The 22057-nt window shown below is 71.4% G+C and carries 19 protein-coding genes; 5 read left to right on the forward strand and 14 right to left on the reverse strand.

The window, feature by feature from the left end; genetic code table 11:
* Position 1: 1 nt before the first annotated feature.
* The 4 genes from PKF00_RS31570 to PKF00_RS31585 all read right to left on the reverse strand — a co-directional run bounded on the left by PKF00_RS31570 (position 2) and on the right by PKF00_RS31585 (position 4851).
* On the reverse strand, positions 2-1570 hold the full coding sequence (locus PKF00_RS31570) for a DUF1702 family protein (protein WP_271221342.1): 1569 nt from the start codon (positions 1568-1570) through the stop codon (positions 2-4).
* 87 nt (positions 1571-1657) lie between these two features.
* On the reverse strand, positions 1658-2698 hold the full coding sequence (locus tag PKF00_RS31575; RefSeq protein ID WP_271221343.1) for a prenyltransferase: 1041 nt from the start codon (positions 2696-2698) through the stop codon (positions 1658-1660).
* Between the two features lie 141 nt (positions 2699-2839).
* A complete protein-coding gene (locus tag PKF00_RS31580; RefSeq protein WP_271221344.1) occupies positions 2840-3553 on the reverse strand; it encodes a class I SAM-dependent methyltransferase in 714 nt (237 codons plus the stop codon).
* Positions 3554-3606: 53 nt separating this feature from the next.
* Complete coding sequence (locus PKF00_RS31585; protein WP_271221345.1) at positions 3607-4851, reverse strand: glycosyltransferase family 4 protein; 1245 nt, start codon at positions 4849-4851, stop codon at positions 3607-3609.
* A 288-nt stretch (positions 4852-5139) separates the two neighbouring features.
* Between PKF00_RS31585 and PKF00_RS31590 the strand changes: the two genes are divergently transcribed.
* Together PKF00_RS31590 and PKF00_RS31595 are read left to right on the forward strand one after the other, a co-directional pair.
* A complete protein-coding gene (locus tag PKF00_RS31590; protein WP_271221346.1) occupies positions 5140-6168 on the forward strand; it encodes a GDP-mannose 4,6-dehydratase in 1029 nt (342 codons plus the stop codon).
* 196 nt (positions 6169-6364) lie between these two features.
* On the forward strand, positions 6365-6718 hold the full coding sequence (locus PKF00_RS31595; RefSeq protein ID WP_271221347.1) for a hypothetical protein: 354 nt from the start codon (positions 6365-6367) through the stop codon (positions 6716-6718).
* 145 nt (positions 6719-6863) lie between these two features.
* Here PKF00_RS31595 and PKF00_RS31600 read toward each other — a convergent pair whose 3' ends face one another.
* The 4 genes from PKF00_RS31600 to PKF00_RS31615 all read right to left on the reverse strand — a co-directional run bounded on the left by PKF00_RS31600 (position 6864) and on the right by PKF00_RS31615 (position 11510).
* A complete protein-coding gene (locus tag PKF00_RS31600; protein WP_271221348.1) occupies positions 6864-7196 on the reverse strand; it encodes a TraR/DksA family transcriptional regulator in 333 nt (110 codons plus the stop codon).
* A 220-nt stretch (positions 7197-7416) separates the two neighbouring features.
* Positions 7417-7779 carry a TraR/DksA family transcriptional regulator gene (locus PKF00_RS31605; protein WP_271221349.1) on the reverse strand — a complete coding sequence of 121 codons (363 nt, stop codon included), beginning with the start codon at positions 7777-7779 and terminating at the stop codon, positions 7417-7419.
* 160 nt (positions 7780-7939) lie between these two features.
* On the reverse strand, positions 7940-8305 hold the full coding sequence (locus PKF00_RS31610) for a hypothetical protein (RefSeq protein WP_271221350.1): 366 nt from the start codon (positions 8303-8305) through the stop codon (positions 7940-7942).
* A gap of 91 nt (positions 8306-8396) precedes the next feature.
* Entirely contained in the window at positions 8397-11510 is a 3114-nt protein-coding gene (locus PKF00_RS31615) for a bifunctional cytochrome P450/NADPH--P450 reductase (protein WP_271221351.1), read from the reverse strand.
* A 76-nt stretch (positions 11511-11586) separates the two neighbouring features.
* Here PKF00_RS31615 and PKF00_RS31620 point away from each other — a divergent pair, with 76 nt between their 5' ends.
* Together PKF00_RS31620 and recD2 are read left to right on the forward strand one after the other, a co-directional pair.
* Positions 11587-12153 (forward strand): TetR/AcrR family transcriptional regulator, encoded by a 567-nt coding sequence (locus tag PKF00_RS31620; RefSeq protein ID WP_271221352.1) that lies wholly within the window; start codon positions 11587-11589, stop codon positions 12151-12153.
* A 95-nt stretch (positions 12154-12248) separates the two neighbouring features.
* Positions 12249-14411 carry an SF1B family DNA helicase RecD2 gene (gene recD2, locus PKF00_RS31625; protein WP_271221353.1) on the forward strand — a complete coding sequence of 721 codons (2163 nt, stop codon included), beginning with the start codon at positions 12249-12251 and terminating at the stop codon, positions 14409-14411.
* 85 nt (positions 14412-14496) lie between these two features.
* On the opposite strand, the gene PKF00_RS31630 is transcribed toward recD2, so the two are convergent.
* Both PKF00_RS31630 and PKF00_RS31635 read right to left on the reverse strand, forming a co-directional pair.
* Entirely contained in the window at positions 14497-15702 is a 1206-nt protein-coding gene (locus PKF00_RS31630) for a cytochrome P450 (RefSeq protein WP_271221354.1), read from the reverse strand.
* A 245-nt stretch (positions 15703-15947) separates the two neighbouring features.
* Positions 15948-16652: a TetR family transcriptional regulator gene (locus tag PKF00_RS31635; RefSeq protein WP_271221355.1), complete on the reverse strand. Its 705-nt coding sequence runs from the start codon at positions 16650-16652 to the stop codon at positions 15948-15950.
* 92 nt (positions 16653-16744) lie between these two features.
* Here PKF00_RS31635 and PKF00_RS31640 point away from each other — a divergent pair, with 92 nt between their 5' ends.
* Positions 16745-17725 carry a haloalkane dehalogenase gene (locus tag PKF00_RS31640; RefSeq protein WP_271221356.1) on the forward strand — a complete coding sequence of 327 codons (981 nt, stop codon included), beginning with the start codon at positions 16745-16747 and terminating at the stop codon, positions 17723-17725.
* Positions 17726-17882: 157 nt separating this feature from the next.
* On the opposite strand, the gene PKF00_RS31645 is transcribed toward PKF00_RS31640, so the two are convergent.
* The 4 genes from PKF00_RS31645 to PKF00_RS31660 form a co-directional block, all read right to left on the reverse strand.
* Entirely contained in the window at positions 17883-18878 is a 996-nt protein-coding gene (locus PKF00_RS31645; protein ID WP_271221357.1) for an Lrp/AsnC family transcriptional regulator, read from the reverse strand.
* A 76-nt stretch (positions 18879-18954) separates the two neighbouring features.
* Positions 18955-19629, reverse strand: coding sequence for a FadR/GntR family transcriptional regulator (locus PKF00_RS31650; protein ID WP_271221358.1), 675 nt, complete (start codon positions 19627-19629; stop codon positions 18955-18957).
* A gap of 37 nt (positions 19630-19666) precedes the next feature.
* Positions 19667-20686, reverse strand: coding sequence for an MBL fold metallo-hydrolase (locus PKF00_RS31655; RefSeq protein WP_271221465.1), 1020 nt, complete (start codon positions 20684-20686; stop codon positions 19667-19669).
* Between the two features lie 180 nt (positions 20687-20866).
* Complete coding sequence (locus tag PKF00_RS31660) at positions 20867-22024, reverse strand: steroid 3-ketoacyl-CoA thiolase (RefSeq protein ID WP_271221359.1); 1158 nt, start codon at positions 22022-22024, stop codon at positions 20867-20869.
* Between the last annotated feature and the right edge of the window lie 33 nt (positions 22025-22057).

A 22057-nucleotide genomic window follows, 5' to 3' on the forward strand; every position in this document is an offset into this window, starting at 1 on the left:
GTCACGAGTCGCGGTTGCGCCTCGCCCACGCCTTCCTGACCCCCGCCCGCCAGGCCTGGTAGTGGTCGCCGCTGTGCGCGTTGTGGCCGAGGGCGATGAGCGCCGTGTCCGTCCAGTGGCCCGCCTCCTCCACGTCGACCTCGCACAGCGCGGACGCGGCGACGGCCGTGTGCTCGGGCACGCTCCCCGAGATCAGGCGGGCGGCGCAGGCGAAGGCCGTGCCCTGCACGAGGTGGGCACGGAAGCCGTCCTCGGCCGCCGCCACGCTCAGCCGTTCCAGCTCGTGGGCGTCCGCGCCGCCGGCGTACCCCGCGGCCAGGCCCACGCCGCTCCACAGGTCGGCGCGGCGGCCGGGGGGGAACTCCGCGACGCGCAGGATGACGTCGTCGACGCCCGCGCACTCGTGGAACCAGAGCATCCGGCCGACCCCCTGGTCGAAGATCGCCCGTCGGGTCCGGTCGAGCAGCCCGGCGGTGCGCTGCCGTCCGACGGTCCTGTCCGAGGCGAAGAAGCCCTGGTGGAAGCCGAAGCCGTCGAAGGCCAGCCAGCGCAGCAGCGGATGCACCGAGCGGATGCCCCACATCGGGCGCATGCGCAGCCGGGCGTACGCCCAGCCGACGCCCAGGTGGATCATGTGCGGGTGGCGCATGCCCTGCCCGCTGAGCAGGCTCCTGAGCCGCCTGCCGCCGGTGACCGTGAGCACGTCGAGGGTCGCGCAGGCCATGCCCGCCCCCTCGTACGCGAAGCCGCGCAGCTCCTCCTCGAGGTCGTCGATCCGCTCGGCCTCACCCGCGACCACCGCGTTGTAACCCGCCAGGCACGCCTGTCCCGCGGCTTCGAGGCGGGGACGGGCCTGGCCGAGGCGGAAGCGCCGCACCCCGAACCCGGCCTGGCCGAGATCCTGCCACAGCAGGCCGGCCAGCCCGCGCGGCCTGGTCAGCGCCAGCTCCGCGGGAGCGCACCGGGGCCGGACGGCCGGCTCCGGCGCCTCGCCCGTGACCGGCCCGGACGCCCTCGTGGCCGCCTCGCCCGTGACCGGCCCGGACGCCCTCGTGGCCGCCTCGCCCGTGAGCGGCCTGGACGCCCTCGTGGCCGCCTCGGATGCCTCGCCCGTGAGCGGCCTGGACGCCCTGTTCGCGGTCGGTTCGGACGTCTCGTCCGTGACCGGCCCGGACGCCCGGCCCATGACCGGTTCGGGAGTTCCGTCCGGGTGTCCGTTCTCCACGGCAGGCGTGACATGCCCCGAGGCGCTCCGCGAGGGCGTCCCGTCCGCGTTCCTGTTCTCCAGGGGGCGCGCGGAGAGGTCTCGGGAGACACGTCCTGAGACGTCCTGTGCCGGGTCCTCCCCCCGGGGCGTTCCGGGGGACTCTTCCGGGACTTTCTCCGAGGTCTTCTCCGGTCTTTTCTCCGGGCTCTTCTCCCGGTCCTCCTCGGGCGTCCGCCGAGGGGCGTCCCCGGGCGTTCGCGGGGGAGCCTTGACCGTGCCGGGGACGAGAGCTTCCTCCGCGACGGGCGCCGCCTCGAGGCGGTCGCTCCGAGCCACTCCTCCGTTGCCCTCCGCATCGCTCACAGGCCCGAACGTAGTGAGCCGTCCTCCGGCCTTTCAAGCACCTTCCTCCGGGTCCCTGGCAAAGAAACCGCAGGGACCCGCCGGGGCTCAGGCGCGTGAACCGGCGTGGCTGCAGCCGCAGGCCGCCGTCGGGCGGTCGGTGGCGTATCCGCCCGCGTCCCTGAAGACGCCCGCGCCCGGGGTGTGGCCGTCCAGCGCGTCGGCGGCGAGCACCACGGCGGCGGCGGTGTAGGCGGAGCGCTCGTGCGGGAAGTGCTTGCCGTTCACGAACTGCCAGCCGGTCCAGTAGGAGCCGTCCTCGTGCCTGAGATGCTGCATGTCGGCGAACAGCCGCAGCGCCCGTTCCCGGTCGCCGACGGCGTCGAGGGCGAGCACCAGCTCGCACGACTCGGCGCCCGTCACCCACGGCTGGTCGGAGACGCAGCGGATGCCGAGTCCAGGCTCGACGAAGGTGTCCCACTCCTCGGCGAGCCGCGCTCCGGCGGCGGGACCGCGCACCGCGCCGCCGAGGATCGGGTAGTACCAGTCCATCGAGAAACGGCTCTTGTCGGCGAACGCCTCGGGGTGGGCGACGAGCACGTGGCCGAGCTGGTCGGCCGCGAGCTCCCAGTCGGGCTGCGGATCGCCGAGGCGCTCGCCGAGCAGTACGCCGCAGCGCAGTCCCTGGTGGATGGAGGAGCAGCCGGTCAGCAGGGCGTACCCGGCGGGGGCGCCGTCCGCGGCGCGCTCCCAGAGGATCTCCCCCCGGGTGGTCTGCAGCTCGACCACGAAGTCCAGGGCGGACCTGACGACCGGCCACATCTCGCGGGCGAAGCCGGTGTCCCCGGTGACGAGCAGCTCGTGCCAGACGCCGACCGCGACGTAGGCGGCGTGGTTGGACTCGCCGTTGTGCTCGACGGCCCGGCCGCCGACCAGTTTCATCGGCCATGCCCCGTCGGCCCGCTGGGTGCGGACCAGCCAGTCGTAGCCTCTGCGGACCGGCCCGGTGAGCCCCGCCACGCTCATGGCCATCAGGCACTCGACGTGGTTCCACGCGTCCACGTGCCCCTCGGGCCACGGGACGCCGCCGTCGGCTTCCTGAACGGCCGCGATGCTCTGGGCGGTCTGGACGACCTGCTCCCACCTCACCGGTCGCTCACCGCTCCTGTTTCGCCGCACGGGAGGTCTGGTTCCCGTGTTCCCCATCCGCCACGCGCGAGGTCGGACGCCCGGCCGGAGAACGTTCTCCGGGAACGGGGCGCGCGTCGCGCCCCGCCGGTGTCGCGAAGGTCATGCGGGCTTCCGGACGTAGAGCACCACGCTCTTGCCGATGAGCGGGTTCAGCAGCGACTCGGCGATCCGGGTGACGGCGGGGCGCTTCATGATGTCCCAGACCAGCAACTCGTGGTAGGCCTTGGCGACGGGGTGGTCGTCGTTGTTCACGCCGACCGCGCACTTGATCCACCAGTACGGCGCGTGCAGGCCGTGGGCGTGGTGGTGCGTGCCGACCTCCATGCCGACCGACTTCAGCTTCGCGCTCAGCTCGGCCAGCGTGTAGATGCGCACGTGCCCGCCGGGGGCGGTGTGGTAGTCCTCGTCCAGCGCCCAGCAGATCCGCTCGGGCAGGAAGCTCGGCACCGTGATCGCGGCCTGCCCGCCGGGCTTGAGCACCCGGAAGATCTCCCGCATCGCGGCCATGTCGTCCGGGATGTGCTCCAGCACCTCGGCGGCGATCACCCGGTCGAAGCTCGCGTCCTCGAACGGCATCCTCAGCGCGTCACCGGTCACGGTCTCGGCTGTGGCGCCCGCGGGCACCTCGCCCGCCTTGTCCATCGCGGTGAACATGTTCGCCACGCCTTCCAGCTCGCCGGCGTCCATGTCGAAGGCCACCACGTCGGCGCCCCGGCGCAGCACCTCGAACGCGTGCCGTCCACCGCCGCAGCCCAGGTCGAGAACTCGCGTGCCGGGGCCGACGGGCAGCCGGTCGAAGTCGACGGTCAGCACTTGCCGCTCCTTGTCAGAGGTGATCGGTCACTTGGTCTGTCAGGGGTGATCGGTCACTTGGCGCCGCGTGCCGCGATGGCCTCGCGGTAGGCGTCCACGGTCCGCTGGGCGACGACGCGCCAGGTGTAGCGCTCCATGACCCGGTCGTAGCCCCTCCTGCCGACGGCCGCCCGCTCCTCGGGCGAGTCGTGCAGGCGGCGCAGCGCCGAGGCCAGCTCCTCGGGGTCGCCGGGGGCGACCTGGACGGCGGCGTCGCCGACGACCTCGGGAAGCGCTCCGGTCCGCGACGCGACGAGCGGGGTGCCGCAGGCCATGTGCTCGACGGCGGGCAGCGAGAAACCCTCGTAGAGGGAGGGCACGACCGAGATCTCCGAGGTGGCGATCAGCTCGCCCAGCTCGGTGTCGGAGATGCCGTGCACGAACCTCACCCGGTTGTGCAGGGACAGCTCGGAGACCAGCTTCTCCGTGGGGCCGCCGGGGGTCGGCCTGCTGACCACGGTCAGGTTCACGTCGCGTTCGGTGGCGAGTTTGGCGACCGCCCGCAGCAGCGTCGCGACGCCCTTCATCGGGGAGTCGGCGCTGGCGACGGCGACGATCGAGCCCGGCCGCTTGGGCAGCTCGGGACGGGGGTGGAAGTAGCGCGTGTCGACGCCGAGCGGGATGAGCCGCATGTTGGCCTGGGGCACGTTGAAGTCGCGGTGGATGTCGGCGAGGGAGGACTCGCTGACGGTGAGGATCGGGTTCAGCCTGGGCGCGACCTTGGCCTGCATCCTGACGAAGCCGTACCACCTTCTGAGCGAGAGCTTCTTGCGCGGCGGCGCGGCCTTCAGCTCGATCCGCCGGTCGACGCTGATCGGATGGTGGATGGTGCCGACCACGGGGAACAGCTTCTGGATGTCGAGCAGGCCGTAGCCGAGGGTCTGGTTGTCCTGCACCACGTCGAAGTCGCCGACGCGTTTGGCCAGCTCGCGGCGGGCGCGCAGGGTGAAGGTCAGCGGCTCGGGGAACCCGGCCGTCCACATGGTCGCGACTTCCAGCAGGTCGATCCAGTCGCGGTACTCGCTCAGCCGGGGAGTGCGGAAGGGGTCCTCGTCCCTGTACAGGTCCAGGCTGGGGATCTTGTTGAGGATGACGCCCTCGTCGAGCTCGGGGTACGGCTGGCCGGAGAAGACCTCGACGTGGTGTCCGAGGGCGACCAGCTCGCGGCTGAGATGGCGCAGGTAGACACCCTGACCACCGCAGGTCGGCTTGCTGCGGTAGGACAGCAGAGCCACCCGCAGTGCGTCCGCACCCGACACGGCAACCCCTTCCTCACCCTGTCCGGAAGGGGACAGGTACCGTGAAAGATGACCTTAGTATTCGGACCCTACCATTCGGTAGGTCTCTTCCACCCGATGTGGAATTGTTCCTAAAATCACTCTTACAGTGCGCGAACTGCGGCATTAGGGTAACCGAGCGGTGTTCGGTGAAACCTGTTCTAGTGTTGCGGCGGTCAGTGGCGTGCCCATCCCCGGGCGTGGCGGTACATTCGCCGTCACACGGCACACAGCCGGGCGGGAGCCCCGTCCACAAGCGAGGAGGACGCGTTGGCCAGGCGCGCACTGATCACCGGTATCACCGGGCAGGACGGTTCCTACCTGGCCGAGTGCCTGCTCGAGCGGGGCTATGAGGTCTGGGGCCTGGTCAGGGGACAGGCCAACCCGCGCGTCTCCCGGGTCCGCAGGCTCCTGCAGGACGTCCGGCTCGTCCGCGGCGACCTCCTCGACCAGGGGTCGCTGATCTCCGCCGTCGAGAAGGTCCAGCCGGACGAGGTCTACAACCTGGGCGCCATCTCGTTCGTGCCGATGTCCTGGGAGCAGGCCGAGCTCACCGGCGAGGTCACCGGGATGGGCGTGCTGCGCATGCTGGAGGCCATCCGCGTCTGCTCCGGCATCTCCTCCTCGAGGACGGCGGCGGGCTCGGGGCAGATCAGGTTCTACCAGGCGTCCTCCTCCGAGATGTTCGGCCAGGTCCGGGAGACGCCCCAGACCGAGGTGACCCCCTTCCACCCCCGCTCGCCGTACGGCGTGGCCAAGGCGTACGGGCACTTCCTCACTCAGAACTACCGGGAGTCCTACGGGATGTTCGCGGTCTCGGGAATCCTGTTCAACCACGAGTCGCCGCGCAGGGGCGCCGAGTTCGTCACCCGCAAGGTCTCCCTCGGCGTCGCCCGCGTCAAGCTCGGCCTGGCGGACGAGCTCCGGCTCGGCAACCTGGAGGCCCGCCGCGACTGGGGCTACGCGGGCGACTACGTGCGCGCGATGCACCTGATGCTCCAGGCCGAGCGTCCCGAGGACTACGTGATCGGCACGGGGCGCACGCACACGGTGCGCGAGCTCGTCGAGGCGGCCTTCGCCGCCGCGGGCCTCGACTGGGAGCGTCACGTGGTCACCGACCAGTCCCTGCACCGCCCCGCCGAGGTCGACCTGCTCTGCGCCGACCCGAAGAAGGCCCGTGTCCAGCTCGGCTGGGAGCCCTCCGTCCCGTTCGAGGAACTCGTCGCGATGATGGTCGAGTCCGACGTGAAACTGCTCTCCGAGGGCGGAGACCCCGAGCAGGACTCCTCCTGGCCCTGAAGCCCCCGGCCTGAGACTTCCTGGCCCTGAAGCTCCCGGCCCTGAGACTTCGGCGCCGGGGCCGCGTCCTCCCTCGCGGGTGACCTGGCTGTCCTCTCCACTGTTTCGCTACCTTCCGTAACGGATATGTAGCTCTAGGTAACAGTGAGGGGGTGGTGCTCCCGCATGCATCCCCAGGACGAGAGGCAGTACAGCCATGACCGAACAGCTGGTACAGATCCCCATCACCGTCGACGGCGCCAAGGCCGACACCGCCGGGCGGACCAAGGGCACCTACCACCTGTACTGGTACGGCAAGGACTTCAAGAAGACCCGCGAGGAGGCCCGCGTCTTCGCCGCCTCACAGGGAAAGGGGCACCAACTGGCCGACATCCCCTCCGAGGTGTGGCGAGACAGCGCCGCCAAGTACCTCGACGGCCCGGCCTGGATCTACTCCTGGAAGGGCGACGACTACGACAACGGCAACGTCGTCCTCCACCCCAACGGAAAGATCGGTGTCGTCGAGGACGGCAACCAGAGGCTTCCCTTCCTCATCAGCTACGTCGACTAGTCACCCGTCCGCGTCAGGGAGCCTCGCCGGTCGATCCGGCGGGGCTCCGCCGTTCGCGGCGTGAGCCGACCGGGCCCCCGCCCTGTCCGTGTCCCCGGACATGGACACGGACAGGGCGGGGGAGTAGCGGGCACGGCGTGAGCGGTCAGCCGTTCTCGTGGCGGAGCTGGCAGCGCATGCAGAAGCGCGCCAGCGGGCGGGCCTTCAGCCGCTCGAAGGGAATCCCCAGACCGCAGCCGTCACAGCGGCCGTAGGTCAGCTCGGAGATGTCCTTCAGGGCGGTGCGCACGACGGAGGTGCTCCGCTCGGCGGAGACGATGTCGGCGAGCAGGGCGGCCTTCTCCGACACCTCCACGCTGTCGTCGCTCACCGAGGCCTCCAGTTCGGCCAGCTGCCTGGTCCAGCGCAGCAGCTGGCCCTCCAGCTCCTGGCGGATGACGTCGAGTTGGACACCGCTGAGGTGGACGTCGGAGATCATGGTGTTCTGGTCCTTTCTGAGGGTCCGGAAAGACCTGCCGAAGGTCGGGAAGGGCTTTCCGAAGATCGGGGAAGACACGGGCGCCGTCCCGGCCGCTCCGGGGCCGGGCTGCTCGGCGCGGTCCGTTCCGGAGGCGAGACGCCCGCCGCGGCCGGTCCCGGGGGTGAGACGCCCGGGGTGATCGGTTCCGGGAGCGGAGCGTCCGAAGCGGTCGGTCACGTCACCGCCTCCTCGTGTCGTGGCAGTCGGCGCAGTGCCGGGTGTGCGGGACGCGCCGCAGTCGCCGCAGGGCGATGAAGGCCCCGCAGCGCAGGCAGGTGCCGTACACCCCGAAGTCCAGCCGCTCGATCGCCGCCTCGATCTCCGTGACGGCGGTCCTGGCGCGTTCGGCGCGTCTGGCGGCCAGGGAGACCGGCTCGCCCGAGGCCGGGGAGCGGGAAACGTGCTCGTCCTCGGCGAGGGAGTCACGCTCGGCGCGCGCGGCGGCGAGCCGCTCGTGCAGGAGCGCGCGCAGTTCCTCCAGTTGCGCGGTGTGGCGCCGGTAATCGTCCAGCAGCCTGCTCGTCGATCTGATGTCACCCATGACGACATCGACTCCTTGAATGACTCGCGGCGGCTCAGGCGGGCATGCGGCCGGCCACCGTGAAAGCCGGAACCCAGGCGCATGGCGGTGCCGGGCACCGCGCGGCTGGGAGGCCCCGGTCGAGCTCGCCGCTCGACGGAGGCGGGAAAAGGGAAGGAGTCTAGGCGCGGGGCGGGCCGCGCGAGGTGACGACCCGCTGGACGTCGCCTCTGGGGACGTCGGAGGGCCCGGTGGCGAGCCAGGCGGCGGTCAGCAGGACCGGTGTCGCGGTCGTGACGCCCACGACGAGCAGGGAACGGAGCTGTCCCGGCGTCGGCAGGTGCTCCGCCACGCCCGCCAGGAGTCTCGGCGCGGTCGACCGGTGCGTGCCGTCGCTCTGGGGAACCCAGAGGCTGGCGCCCGTTTCCGCGGGTCGCCACCCGCCGGACCACGTGGAGGGGGCGACGGCGGCCAGGAGGAGCACGAGAACCAGACCCACCACGGTCGCCGCGGCGGGCCTGGGTGTGCCCCACCGCGGTTCCCTCATCACCTCCGACCATAGTCCACGTCTCGTGAAAGGGCACTTCACGGCTTGCCCAGGGTTTCCCCGGGAGGCGGCGCGGCGGCCGGAGGGCGGGTCAGGCGAAGACGTCCTGCTGGTAGCGGCCCTCCGCCTCCAGGCCGCGCAGCCACTCCTCGCCGTCGCCCCCGGTCCTGTCCCGGTGGATCGTCGCCAGCGCCCGCCGTACGGCGGGCGCCATGCGCAGCCCGTCGCCGCAGACGTACACGTGGGCGCCCCGCTCGAGCAGCGTCCACAGTGTGTCCGCCTCGGCGGCGACCGCGTCCTGGACGAAGCGGAAGGGGTGACCGGGGACCGAGGAGAACGCCGTGTGCACGCGGGCGACCCCGTCCCTCTCCCAGGCTTCGAGTTCGGCCCGGTACAGCCAGTCGTGCTCGGGATGGCGGCAGCCGTAGAAGACCTCGGCGGGACCGGTCGCCCCGGTCAGGGCCCGCTCCTCGAGGAAGCCGCGCAGCGGGGCGAACCCGGTGCCGGGGCCGACGAGGATCACCGGGGTCGCCGGGTCGGCGGGCAGGCGGAACGGCGGGGTCGGAACCCTCACGTATCCATAGAAGACGTCGCCGGGCTCCAGTCCCGCCAGGTAGGCCGAGCACATGCCCCGGTACTCGCCGCCCCCCGACCAGGAGGGGCCCTCGACCAGGCCGACGGTGATCCTGACCCGCCCCGGGGTCGCCAGCGGCGAGGAGGAGACGGAGTAGTAGCGCGGCCTGATCGGCCCCGCCATCTCCAGGAAGACCGGCAGGGGCAGGGTGATCGCGGGGAAGCGCTCCAGCAGCGTGAGCACCGAGACGCGCTTGGCGAGGATCTCGTCGGCGTAGGAGGCCTCCAGCTCGGCGAGCTGGCCCCTGGTCCACGGGCACTGCGTCTGCTCGGCCAGCGTCGACAGGTCCGAGCGGGTGGCCACCTCCTGGAGCTCGGCGAACTCGGTCAGCAGCAGCCCCGCCGTCACCGGGGTGTCGACGGGCAGATGGGTCGTTCCCCGGGCGCGCAGCCGTACGACCTGGTGGCGGGGGACGCGCAGGCAGCGCAGCGCCCACTCGACCAGCTCGGGGGCGTTCTTGGCGAAGACGGCCAGGTGGTCGCCCGCCTCGTAGGTCGTCCCCTCGGGCAGTTCCGCCACGATCGAGCGCACCCCGGGACGCGGCGCCTCAAGGGAGAAGTCCCACAGGCCCGCGGGGTCGCCGGTCAGCTCCTCGTTGGAGAGCACGGTCAGCGGGACGGCCTGCGGGGAGACGACCGCGGGGCGCACGTCCGCCTCGGTCAGGACGTCCATCTCGTAGCGGGGGCCGCTCTCGGCCTCCGCCGTGCCGTACTCCTCGGCCAGCGCCGCCCAGAGAGTGGAGAGCCACGCCGAGACGTCGCCGTCGAAGTCGCCGTCGGCGTCCGCCTCGCCCCGGTCGACGAGCGGCACCGCTCCCGCCCCGGTGAGCTTGTCGAAGACCCGCCGGGGGAAGGCCTGGTAGGTGGGCCACTGGGTGTTGCCGCAGCCGAGCAGCGCGAACCGCACGCCGTCCATGGCGGGCAGGCCGGTGAGGGCGTCGAAGCGCTGGGCGTTGTCGGGGGCCTTGCCGTTGTAGGTGGAGGTGACCACCACGAGCAGCCCCTCGGTGGGCGGGTCGAGCTCGTCCAGGCTCGTCAGCGTGGTCGCGAACCCGGAACGCCCGGCGACCTCGGCCAGCCTCTCCGCGACGTCGGCCGCGGTGCCGAGGTTGGAGCCGTAGGCGACGGTGAGTTCGACGCCGGTGACGGTCACCTCGACCGGCTGCTCCTCCACGACCTCCGCCGTCGCCGCCGTGTTCCTCTCGTACGGCTTGCGCTCCCTGACCCGGACCGTGAAGTCGTCGGGCTTGAGGGTGAGCATCTGCTTGATCCGCATCCGGTAGGCGTCGGGGTCGGAGATCGCGAACCGCTGCAGCACGACGGCGAGGGCCAGCCGCGCCTCGGTCAGCGCGAACTGACGTCCGATGCAGGCCCGCTCGCCGTTGCCGAACGGCTTGTACGCGGCGGGGTGGTGGTCCGTCCTGTTCTCGGGGAGCCAGCGGTCGATGTCGAACTCCTCCGGCCTGTCCCACGCCTTCCGGTGCCGGTGCAGGGACGGCAGCAGGACGACGGCCGTCTGATCCTCGCGCACCGGGTAGCCGCCGATCGAGGTGTCGGCGAAGGCCTTGACGGAGAACGCCGGGATCGGGGACCAGATCCGCAGCGTCTCCTCCAGGATCCGCGGGATCACATCCAGCCTCATGACCGTGTCGTAGGTGGGGACGGTGTCCCCGGGCAGCAGCCGGTCGACCTCGGCGTAGGCCTGGGCGAGCACGTGCGGGTTGCGCAGCAGGTTGTACAGGGCGAAGGACAGCAGCCCGCTGGTGGTCTCGTGCCCGGCGATGAGGAAGGTCAGCACCTGGTTGCGGATGTTCTCGTCGGAGAGCCGTTCGCCGCTGCGCGGGTCCGCGGCCTCCAGCATCAGGCCGAGCAGGTCCCTGGTGTCGTTCCCGCCCGAGGCCCTGCGCCGCCTGATGACGTCGTCGACCAGGTCCTGCATGACCAGGATGTCGGCCCGGTAGGCCTCCTCCTGCTTCCTCTTCAGCTTGGTGACCAGGGGGAACTGCCGGTTGCGGAGCATCGCCTCGGTCAGCGTGCGGCCCATCGCCTGCAGGAACGGGTGCAGCTCCGGCGAGTCGAAGGAGTTGAACCGGTAGTCGAACCCGGTGAGGGAGATCGTGTCGAGGGTGAGCCTGGTCATGTCGTCGGGCACGTTGACCTCGTCCGAGACCGCCCACTTGGCGACGAGCGCCTGCGCCACCTCCAGCATCTGCGGGAAGTACGCCTTCATGGACCGCTGGCTGAAGGCGGGCATCAGGATGCGGTGCGCGTGTCCCCAGACGGGCTCGTCGCGGCGGGCGGTGAACAGCCCGTCGCCGCCGAAGTCGCGGACGATGGACAGCGGCGGGTCGATGCCCTTGTAGAACCGCGTCTCGTCGCAGAGCTCGGCGACCAGGTCGGGGTCGTAGACGAACAGGACCTTACGGCCGAGCAGTTCGAGCTGGTAGAGGCCGCTGTCGTACTCCGCGGCGAGCTTCTCGAAGAACGCGTTCGGCGAGTGCGCCGGGATCTGGAGCGTGTTGCCGAGCAGGGGCAGTCCCTGTGGAGCGGGGATGGAACGGGTTACCGACATGGGGAACTCCTCCTTCGCTGACGATTTCCCGATTCCGTCAGCCATACACCGTATGACAGACGCTACCATACGGTGTATGGCAGTGAGTGCGCGCAGGGGACAGCCCCTGACAGCTGAGGAGATATACGCGGCCGTTCTGCGACTGGTCGACGCCGGAGGGGTCGAGGGCCTGTCCATGCGCAAGCTGGCGGCCGAGCTGGACGTCAACCCGATGTCCCTCTACCACCACGTGGAGAACAAGGACGCGCTGGTGCGGGGAGCCTGTGCGACGGTCGCCTCCCGGCTGCGGCTGCCCCCCGACGACGGCGCCCCGTGGCAGGAGCAGACGCGCGCGCTCGCCCGCGCCTACCGCTCCATCGCGCAGTCGCACCCGTCGCTGTGGTCCTACGTCAACCGCCACCCCGCCCTGGTCGAGGACGAGGGCGGGATGTGGGAGGTGTTCAACCGCATCCTCGTCGCCGCGGGGGTCCCCGCGGACGAGCTGCCCCGCGTCCGCACCGTGCTCTACACCTTCGTCTCCGGGTTCCTGAGCGCGGAGACCGACGGGCTGCTCGGCGAACTCGGGGGCGCGGAGGACTTCGACGCCGCCTTCGAGGGCGCCGTCGACCTGATCGTGGCCGGACTCGAGGCGCGCTACTCCTGAGCGACGCCGCCGGGTCACGAGGATGTCGCGAACTGTCACCGTCGCCCGCTAGTGTCCTGCGGTGAGGTGCCGCACATGATTTCGGGGAGCGTACGGTGACCGTGCTCGCCACGCCGTACATCGCGGAGGTGGAAGCCTCCGTCGAGCAGCTGGTCTACGTCCGCGACGACGAGTACACCGTCGCGCGGATGAGCTCGGACGCCCTGCCCTCCTTCGTCGCCTCGGGGCGCCCGCTGGCCGGGGCGCAGCCGGGCGAGACCCTGCGGCTGGCGGGGGAGTGGGACGACCACCCGCGTCACGGCAGCCGCCTCGTGGTCAGGCGGTGCGAGCGGATCGTCCCCTCGACCGTGCGCGCCATCACGCTGTACCTCGGCTCAGGGCTGATCCGCGGCATCGGGCCGAGGCTCGCCCACGCCATCGTCAGCCACTTCGGCGAGCGGACGCTCACGGTCGTCGACACCGAGCCCGATCGCCTCAGGGAGGTCGTCAACATCGGCGCCGCGCGGCAGGCGCAGATCGTCCAGGCCTGGGCGGAGCAGAAGGCGGTCGCCGACCTGATGGTCGTCCTTCAGGGCTTCGGGATCAGCCCGCTGCTCGCGGCCAAGATCTACCAGGTGTACGGCAACGACTCGCGCGAGGTCCTCACCCGCGACCCGTACCGGATGATCGGCCAGGTCAGGGGCATCGCCTTCCGCACGGCCGACCGGATCGCGCTGCGCTCAGGGGTGCCGGAGCACAGTCCACAGCGGATCAAGGCGGCGGTCGTGGACAGGCTGGAGACGGCCGCCGCCCGCGACGGGCACTGCTTCCTGCCGCTGCCCGCCCTCCTGGCCGCGACGGCGAGTCTGGTCGAGCAGGACGAGGAGGCGGTCCGCAGGGCGGTCGACGCGCTGGCCGCCGAGCGAGGGCTGGTCGTCGAGACCTCCCCGACGGGCCCGGGACATGCGGTGTACGCCAAGGAGCACCACGGCCGCGAGGTCGCGCTCGCGGGACACCTGACCAGGCTGTGGCGGGCCCGTTCGACGCTGCCGCTGCGCGCGTTCGCCGAGGACGAGGGACTGCACGAGGACCAGCGGATGGCTGTGAACCTCGTGCTGACCAGCACCCTGTCGATCCTGACCGGAGGGCCGGGCTGCGGCAAGAGCCACACGGTCAGGGTGATCGCGGCGACCGTGCGGGCGATGGGCGGCACGGTCACCCTGACCGCGCCGACGGGCAAGGCGGCCAAGCGCCTGTCCGAGCTCACCGGGCTGCCCGCGATGACCGTGCACCGGATGCTCGCCCAGCAGCCGGAGCCGGAGGAGGGCACGCTGTTCCAGCAGTCGCCGACGGAGGCGGACCTGATCGTGGTGGACGAGGCGTCGATGCTGGACCTCCAGCTGGCCACCCGGCTGACGGCCGCGATCCCCTCGGGCAGCCACCTGCTGCTGGTCGGCGACAGCGACCAGCTCCCCAGCATCGGCCCCGGCAGCGTGCTCGCCGACCTGCTGCGCGTCGAGGAGGTCCCGCGAGTCCGGCTGACCCATGTCTTCAGGCAGGCGCAGGACAGCGGCATCGTCAGGGCCGCCCACCGGATCAGAACGGGCGAGCTGCCCGCGCTGCCCGGCAGGGGCGGTTTCTGGTTCGAGGAGCTCGACGACCCCGAACAGGTGGCCGACCGGGTGGTCCATCTCGCCACCGAGGCGATCCCCCGCAAGCAGAACGTCGGCAGCGACAGGGTCCAGGTGCTGTGCCCGATGCGCAAGGGCGCGACGGGCACGGTCGAGCTCGGCCGCAGGCTGCAGGAGCGGCTGAACCCCGCCCGCGAGGGCACGCCCGAGCACTGGTCGGGCCCGTCGGTCTTCAGGGTGGGAGACCGTGTCATGCCGATCCGCAACAACTACGACAAGGGCGTGTTCAACGGGGAGACCGCCACGGTCACGGCCGTGAACCCGCAGGACAGGCTGGTGGAGATCCGCACCGGCGACGGGGAGACCGTCGCCTACTCCTTCGACGAGCTCGACGAGCTGACCCACTCCTACGCCATCAGCGTCCACCGCTCCCAGGGCAGCGAGTACCCCTTCGTGGTGGCGCCGATCGTGGCCGAGGCCGGGGGCGTGATGCTGCGCCGCGGGCTGCTGTACACCCTGGTCACCAGGGCGAAGGCATGGGTGGTCCTGGTCGGCCAGCGGGAGGCCCTCGAGTTGGCCGTGCACCGCCTCGGCCACCGCAGGAACACCGGCCTGGCCCTGCGCCTGACCCTCAACCTGGACCGCTGACCCCCCTAACCCGGCTCGCCCGGGTCGGGGGAGCCGGTTCGCCGTCCTCGGGGCGTGCCTTGGGGCGTGGCGTCCGCGGTGCCCGTCAGGCGAGGGTGACCGGCAGGTCCTTGATGCCGTTGATGAAGTTGGAGCGCAGCCGGCGGGCGGGGCCCGCCTGGGCCAGGTTGGGGAGCCTCTCCGCGAGGACCTCGAAGAGCACCCGGAGCTCCAGCTTGGCGAGGTGGTTGCCGAGACAGAAGTGGGCTCCGCCCCCGCCGAAGCCGATGTGTGGGTTCGGGGTGCGGCCGATGTCGAAGACGTAGGGGTCGGCGAACACGTCCTCGTCCCGGTTGGCCGAGCTGTAGAACACCACGATCTTGTCGTCCTCCTTGACCTCCTGCTCGCCGATCACCGTGTCCGCGGTGGCCGTACGGCGGAAGAGGTTGACGGGGGAGACCCAGCGGACGATCTCGTCGGCGGCCGTGCCCGCGAGCGCGGGGTCGGCCACCAGCCGCCGCCACTGCTCGGGGTGCTCGAAGAACGCCAGCATGCCGCCGGAGGCCGCGTTGCGGGTGGTCTCGTTGCCCGCGACGACCAGCAGCAGCACGAACAGGTCGAACTCGTTCTCGTCGAGGGTCTCGCCCGCGGCGTCGGGCATGAGCAGCTTGGTGACGATGTCCTCGCGAGGCTGCTCGCGCCGTTCCGCGGCCAGCGCGTTGGCGTAGGCGTACACCTCGGCCGCCGCGTTCTGCCCCGCGGAGGGGTCCGCCGCGTAGTCGGGGTCGTCGGCCCCGATCATCTGGTTGGACCAGTTGAAGATCTTGTCCCGGTCCTCGACGGGCGCGCCGAGCAACTCGCAGATCACGTACAGCGGCAGCGGGGCCGCGATGTCGCGCACGAAGTCCACCGACGGCATTCCCTTGGCCTCGTCGACCAGCGCGTGGCAGATGTCGCGGATGTGCTGTTCGAGTGCGCCCATCATGCGTGGGGTGAAGCCCCGGTTGACCAGGGAGCGACGCCGGGTGTGCTCCGGCGGGTCCTGGTTGAGCATCATCAGCCGCTGGAGCTCACGCTGCTCCTCCGGCATCTCGTTGAAGAGCGAGAGCCTCCTGCTCGAGGAGAACAGGTCCGAGCGCCGTGAGACGTGCACCACGTCGGCGTGCCTGGTCACCGCCCAGAACCTGGGCCAGTCGCGTTCGGCGTCGCCTTCGTGCCGGTAGACCGGCGCGTTGGCGCGCAGCCAGCGGAGCTGGTCGTGGGGCGCGCCGTCACGCGCGTAGAGGTCCTGGTCCACAAGGTTGATGTCCACTGCTCCTCCTGGGCGAACCGTAGGCGCGTCCTCTCGGCGGCGGGGGACGGCCGGGGCGCCGTCGTCCGGCCGCCCTCGAGGACCGCACCGGGACACCCGCCTTCCGCGAGGACGCGTTTCACCGCCAGGCGCCTGATCGAGCGCTTGGTCGAACAATGCTTTGAAACGTGTTCTATTATGCGCCGTTTTCCGGGCGATATCCCGCCGTCGTGAGATCGGGGCCTCGCGGCGGCGACGCGGCCGGATCAGGCCCGAGACGCCGGGGGCTCCAAGGACGCCGAGGGCGCCGGGGACGCCTGTGACGCGGACAGGTCGAGGCTGGCGGGGACGGCCTCGAACGCGCCGTGCAGGCGTCGGATGAGGACTTCCCTGCCCGCCCGCCCTTCCTCGCGGACCCACCGGCGGGCGGCGACGCTCCAGGCGGTGGTGGCGAGCTCCGCCAGCACCTGCGGGCGCAGGTCGTCGTCGTCCAGGCCGAGCTTGCCGGTCAGGCAGGCGACCACCTGTCTCTCGACGCCGGTGCGGTGATGGTCCACGTAGGCCAGCAGGGCGGGAGTGGCCAGGATCAGGCGGCGGGTCGCGACATACCGGCGGTCCCAGTCGGGGTCGAGCGCGACGGCCGCCCGGGTGAGGGCGTCGCGCAGCTCGACCAGGACGACCCCGGACAGCTCGCGCTCCTCGAGCGCGGCCACGTACGCCGCCCACAGCTGCGTCTCCGCCTCGATCGCGACGGCCTCCTTGGCGGGGAAGGCGCGGAAGAAGGTGCTCTTGGAGACCTCGGCCTCCTCGACCAGCTCCTCCAGTGTGGTCGCGTCGAACCCCTTCTCGGTGAACATCCGCAGCGCCGTCTCGGCCAGCGTCCGGCGGGTGCGCAGCCTCTTGCGCTCGCGCAGCGGCAGGGCTCGGTCGTCCGGCGTGGCGGCGCCCGGCGCGGTCGGTGTGACGGCCATGCCCGGGATCATACCAAGGCATCGATCCTCGGGGACGAAAAAAGCTGAGCTTCTTTTAAGGCTTGTACTCAAACGAGACTGAGTGTCATTATTTGGCCGTCGACGGAACGACGCGCCGCCCGCACCCGGCCGTCCACCCCGTCGCGGCCACCCGTCGGCTCTCAGGGAAGGAAGTCCCGAACATGCCCACCGTCGACGTCATCGACTCCCACATCGCCTACACCGACACAGGCGCGGGAACAGACCACGGCGGGGCGTCGGTGGTGTTCCTGCACGGCAACCCGACCTCCTCGCACCTGTGGCGCGACGTCGTCCCGCACGTCGCGGGCCACGCCAGGTGCATAGCCCCCGACCTGATCGGGATGGGCGCCTCCGGCAAGCCCGACATCGCCTACGACTTCGCCGACCACGCCCGCTACCTGGACGCCTTCCTCGAGACGCTGGGGGTGCGCGAGGCCGTCCTGGTGGGCCACGACTGGGGCGGCGCGCTGGCCTTCGACTGGGCGGCTCGCCACCCCGGACGCACCCGTGGCCTGGCCTTCATGGAGACGATCCTGCGGCCGATGTCCTCCGGCGACCTCCCCGCCCCCGCGCGCTCCAGGTTCGAGGCGTTCCGCACGCCCGGGGTCGGCGAGACGCTGGTGCTCGACCAGAACGTCCTCATCGAGACGGCTTTCACGGGAGGAGTGCTGAAGCCGCTGAGCGAGGAGGAGGCACGGCCCTATCGCGCGCCGTACCCGACCCGTGAGAGCCGCCGTCCGCTGCTGGCGTGGCCGCGCATGATGCCGCTGGACGGCGAACCGGCCGACGTCGTCGCCCGCGTCAGCGGCTACGACGCCTGGCTCGCCGCCAGCGCCGACGTGCCCAAGCTGCTCATGACCTTCGACTCCTCGCCCACCCTGCTGATCGGGAAGGAGATGGTCGCCTGGTGCGAGGACAACGTCGCGGCCCTGGAGGTCGAGCACTGCGGTCCCGCCGGGCACCACGCGCCCGAGGACCGGCCCGACGCGATCGGCGGGGCGATCGCCCGCTGGCTGCGGGCGCACGGCCTGACCGCGGACATCTCCCGGTGACCGCCGCGTCCAGGAGAGGCCGCGTCCGCCGGCGCGCGGTCTCTCCTGGGAGGGGTACGGCGTCAGGGCCGGGCCGTGCGCCGCGCCCGCCGACGCGCGGCCCGGCCGTCCTCCGATGTCTCAGGGGGCTGCGGACGCTCTGTGGGCCACGGCGGCGCTACTGGCCGGTCGGGCCCGCCCAGCGGTCGACGAGGCCGTCTCGTTTGATCATGAAACCGCGCTTCAGCGGGAGAAGCATCACGGTCGTCTCGATCGCCCGCATCCCGGGCAGCCCGCCGATCTCCCTCAGGAACTCGTACAGCTCGAACCGTCCCGGCACGGCGACCTGCGTCACCAGCTGGTGGTCACCGGCCACCGCCATGACGCACCTGACCCTCGGCAGGCGGGCCAGGGCGTGCCCCACCGACTCGACCTCGCGCTCGGCGACCCGGAGCCAGAGCGCGGCCTCGACCGGCAGCCCCAGGTAGGCGGGCTCGATCTCGGCGCGGATGCGCAGGATCCCCCTGCGGAGCAGGGAGTCCAGCCTCCTGCGGGCGGTGGACTCGCTGATCCCGGTGGCCGCCGCGATCTCCGCGTGGGTCGCGCGGCCGTTGGTGGCCACCGACGCGATGATCCGCTCGTCCTCGGGGGAGGGCGTCTCGCTCGTGCGGTGGAAGCGTTCCGGCAGCGGGGTCCACTGCTCGCGCAGCCCGTCGACCTCCTGCGGGGTGAGGACGTCGACGTGCCACTCCTGGGGCGTCTTGAAGTAGCGCAGCACGGGGTAGGTGGTGCTCTCCACCACTCCGTCGATCGAGGGAATGCCCCTGAACAGCAGCTCGACCAGCGCGTCGTCGGCCACGGAGAGCTCCGCGACGCAGTCGGCCGAGCCGGAGACCAGTGAGAGGAACCTGGTCTGGGACAGCTCGGCCAGCGCCGTGCCCACGTCGATCACCGTCCCCGGACGGCAGCGCAGCCGCAGCGCGGCCGAGCCTATCCGGCGGTCGTCGACCAGGCCGATGATCGACAGGATGCCTGCCTCCATCAGCCGGGTCGCCCGCCTGGCCACGTTGCGGGTCGACTCGTCCAGCACTCTGCCGATCCGGTCCCAGGTGGCGCGCCCGTTCACCTGAAGGGCGGCCACCACCCGTAAGTCGGCTCCATCGAGCGGCTGCATGGCGTCATCCTCGTCGTCGGGGAATCGTTCCGTCCCAAGCGTACGACTTTGTGATCTTTTATGATGTGTTATCCGCTCAGGCGAGCGCGTTGCGGAGCCACTCCTCGACTCCGGCGACGTGGACCGTCGCCCAGGCGCGCGCCACGTCGGGCTGGCGGGCGGCGATGGCGTCGCAGATGGCGGTGTGCTGCTCGCGGGTCCTGCCCATGGCGTTCTCCCGGCTGAGACCCCGCCAGATCCTCGCCCTGGTCGTGGGTCCGGAGAGGCTCTCGATGAGGGAGCACAGCACCGGATTGCCGGAACCGGCCGCGATGCGCCGGTGGAACTCCAGGTCGTTGACGACGAGCTGCTCGACGCTCGGATCCTCGGGCAGCCCGGCGAGGATCTCGCGCAGTCCGGTGATCTCGGCGTCGGTCATCCGGGTCGCGGCCATCGCGGTCGCCTCGGGTTCCAGGATCCGGCGGATCTGGAAGAACTGCAGAGCGGTGTCGTCCTGGTGGAAGTCCACCACGAACGCCATCGCGTCCAGCAGCAGCCGAGGCTCCAGGCTCGTCACGTAGGTGCCGTCGCCCTGGCGCACGTCCAGCACGTTGATCAGGGCCAGGGCGCGGACGGCCTCGCGCAGGGAGTTGCGCGACAGTCCGAGCCGCTCGGCCAGATCCGCCTCCTTCGGCAGCCTGCTGCCGGGGGCGAGCTCGCCCGTGAGGATCATTTCCTTGATCCTGTCGATAGCGGCGTCGGTGACCGCCACGCTTCACCCTCCTCGAAGGTCCTCAGACATCGGAGGTCTACGAGTCTACGGTGAAGCGGACCGGGTCCACCTCCTCGGTACGGCGGATGGCGCCCCTGGCCTCCAGGGTGCGCAGGTGGGCGGCGGCCTCTCCCGCGGCCATGCCGCGCAGCATCGCGGGGAGATCCTCCCAGGGGCGGTTCCACGTCATCCGGGCGGCGACCTCCCAGATGGTGAGGGGGCCGCCAGCCTCGGCCAGCAGGGCCGCCAGCTCTGCGAGCTTCTCCTCGTGGTGCGCGCCGATCACCCTCGCCCGAGCCGCCGTGTCCTGAAATATCCATTCATGGGCGGGCAGGGCTTCGAGCATGCCCAGGTCCGCCACCTTCTCCAGCGAGGCCAGGAAGTCGCCCAGCGGGTCCACGTCGTCACGGTCGTAGGGGTAGATGCCGATGTGCGGGGTGATGGCCGGCAGCACGTGGTCGCCGGTGAAGAGCCGGTCCGCGTCCTCCAGGTGCAGGCAGACGTGGCCCGGGGTGTGGCCGGGGGTCCAGACCGTGCGGAGCCTGCGTCCCGGCAGGTCGATCAGGTCGCCGTCGTGGAGCTCCCTGTCGGGCAGCGCGGGCACCTGCTGCCGGGTCGCGGTCACGGCCTCGATCTCGATCGTGCCCGCCCCGGCCCGGCGGAGCATCCCGGCCTGGCGCTCGCGGCGGTCGTTCTCCTCGAAGCCCCGCATGGTCCTGATCAGCGCGACGTCGGCCTCGTGCATCGCGATCCACGCCCCGGACTCCTCCCGGACCTGCCCGGCCAGCCCGGCGTGGTCCGGGTGAAAGTGGGTGACCACCACCCCCCTGACCTCGCGGACGTCCATCCCGACCGAGGCGAGCCCGTCACGGAGGGCCAGCCAGGCGTCCGGGTGGTTCCAGCCCGCGTCGACCAGCACGGGGCCCGAGGACGACTCGATCGCGTAGACCAGCGTGTAACCGAGCGGGTTGCCGGGGATCGGCACGGGCACGCTCCACACCCCGCCGCCGATGTCGGCCGGGCGCTGCTCACTGTACGGTCTGCGGAGGGACTTCAACGGCGACGCTCCCTGCTCCTGTGCGTGTCCCGCACTGCTCCTGCGCGTGCCTCGCACGCGTTCGCTGTCCATGTCGCTGTCCATGTCGCTGTCTGTGACGCTGTCATGTCTCGGCCCGTGCCTCGGCTCATGCCGCGATCCGTGCCTCGCACGTGCTTCCCGCACGCGTCCACAGGCGTCTCACATGCGTTCGAGGATGGTGGCGGTGGCCAGCGCGCCGCCCGCGCACATCGACACCAGGGCGGTCGACGAGTCCGACCTCTCCAGCTCGTGGAGGGCGGTGGTGACCAGCCTGGCGCCGGTCGCGCCGACCGGGTGGCCGAGCGCGATGGCGCCGCCGCCGGTGTTGACGCGGTCCATGTCGGGCCTGTGCACCGCCGCCCAGGACAGGACGACGGAGGCGAACGCCTCGTTGACCTCGAACAGGTCGACGTCCTCGACGGTCATGCCGGAGTTCGACAGGACCCTGGCGGTCGCCTCCACCGGGCCGTCCAGGTGGTAGTAGGGCTCGGAGCCGACGAGCGCCTGGGCGAGGACGCGGGCCCGGGGGCGCAGGCCGTGCCGGGCGGCGGCCTCCTCGCTCATCAGCAGCACCGCCGCGGCGCCGTCGGAGATCTGTGACGCGGTGCCCGCGGTGTGCAGGCCGTTCTCGCCGAGCACCGGCCTGAGCGCGGACAGCCCCTCGACGGTCGTCTCGCGCAGTCCCTGGTCCCGGTCGACCGTTCGGGTCTCGCCGGTCGGCTCCCCGGCCTCGCCGAGGACCGGCGCGGTCACCTTCACGATCTCCCGGTCGAAGCGGCCCTGCGCCCACGCCTCGGCGGCCAGTCGCTGGGACCTGGCGCCGAAGCGGTCGAGCCGCTCGCGGGTCAGCCCGCGCCGCTGCGCGATCCGCTCGGCCGCGGTGAACTGGTCGGGCATGTCGATGGACCAGTCGTCGGGCTTGGGCCTGGCGGGCTCCACGTTGGCGCGGAGCGGCACCCGGCTCATCACCTCGACCCCGCAGGCGATGCCCACGTCGATGACGCCCGACTGGATGAGGGCGGCGACCAGGTGCACGGCCTGCTGCGAGGAGCCGCACTGCGCGTCGATCGTGGTCACGCCCGTCTGGTACGGCAGGCCCGCGTAAAGCCAGGCGTACCGTCCGACGTGCCCGCCCTGCTCGCCCGCCTGGGTGACGCATCCGGCGAAGACCTGCCCCACGATCGCGGGGTCGATCCCCGCCTTCTCCACCAGGCCGTTCAGCGCCGCGGCGAGCAGTGCCTGGGGCTTCAGTCCCGCCAGCCAGCCGTTACGGCGGCCGATCGGTGTCCTCACGGCTTCGACGATCACTGCACCCATACGATCTCCTCGCCCTGCGGCTCGAAGCCGGCT

This window comes from Streptosporangium carneum, from assembly GCF_027922005.1.
In the GTDB taxonomy this organism is placed as follows: domain Bacteria; phylum Actinomycetota; class Actinomycetes; order Streptosporangiales; family Streptosporangiaceae; genus Streptosporangium; species Streptosporangium carneum.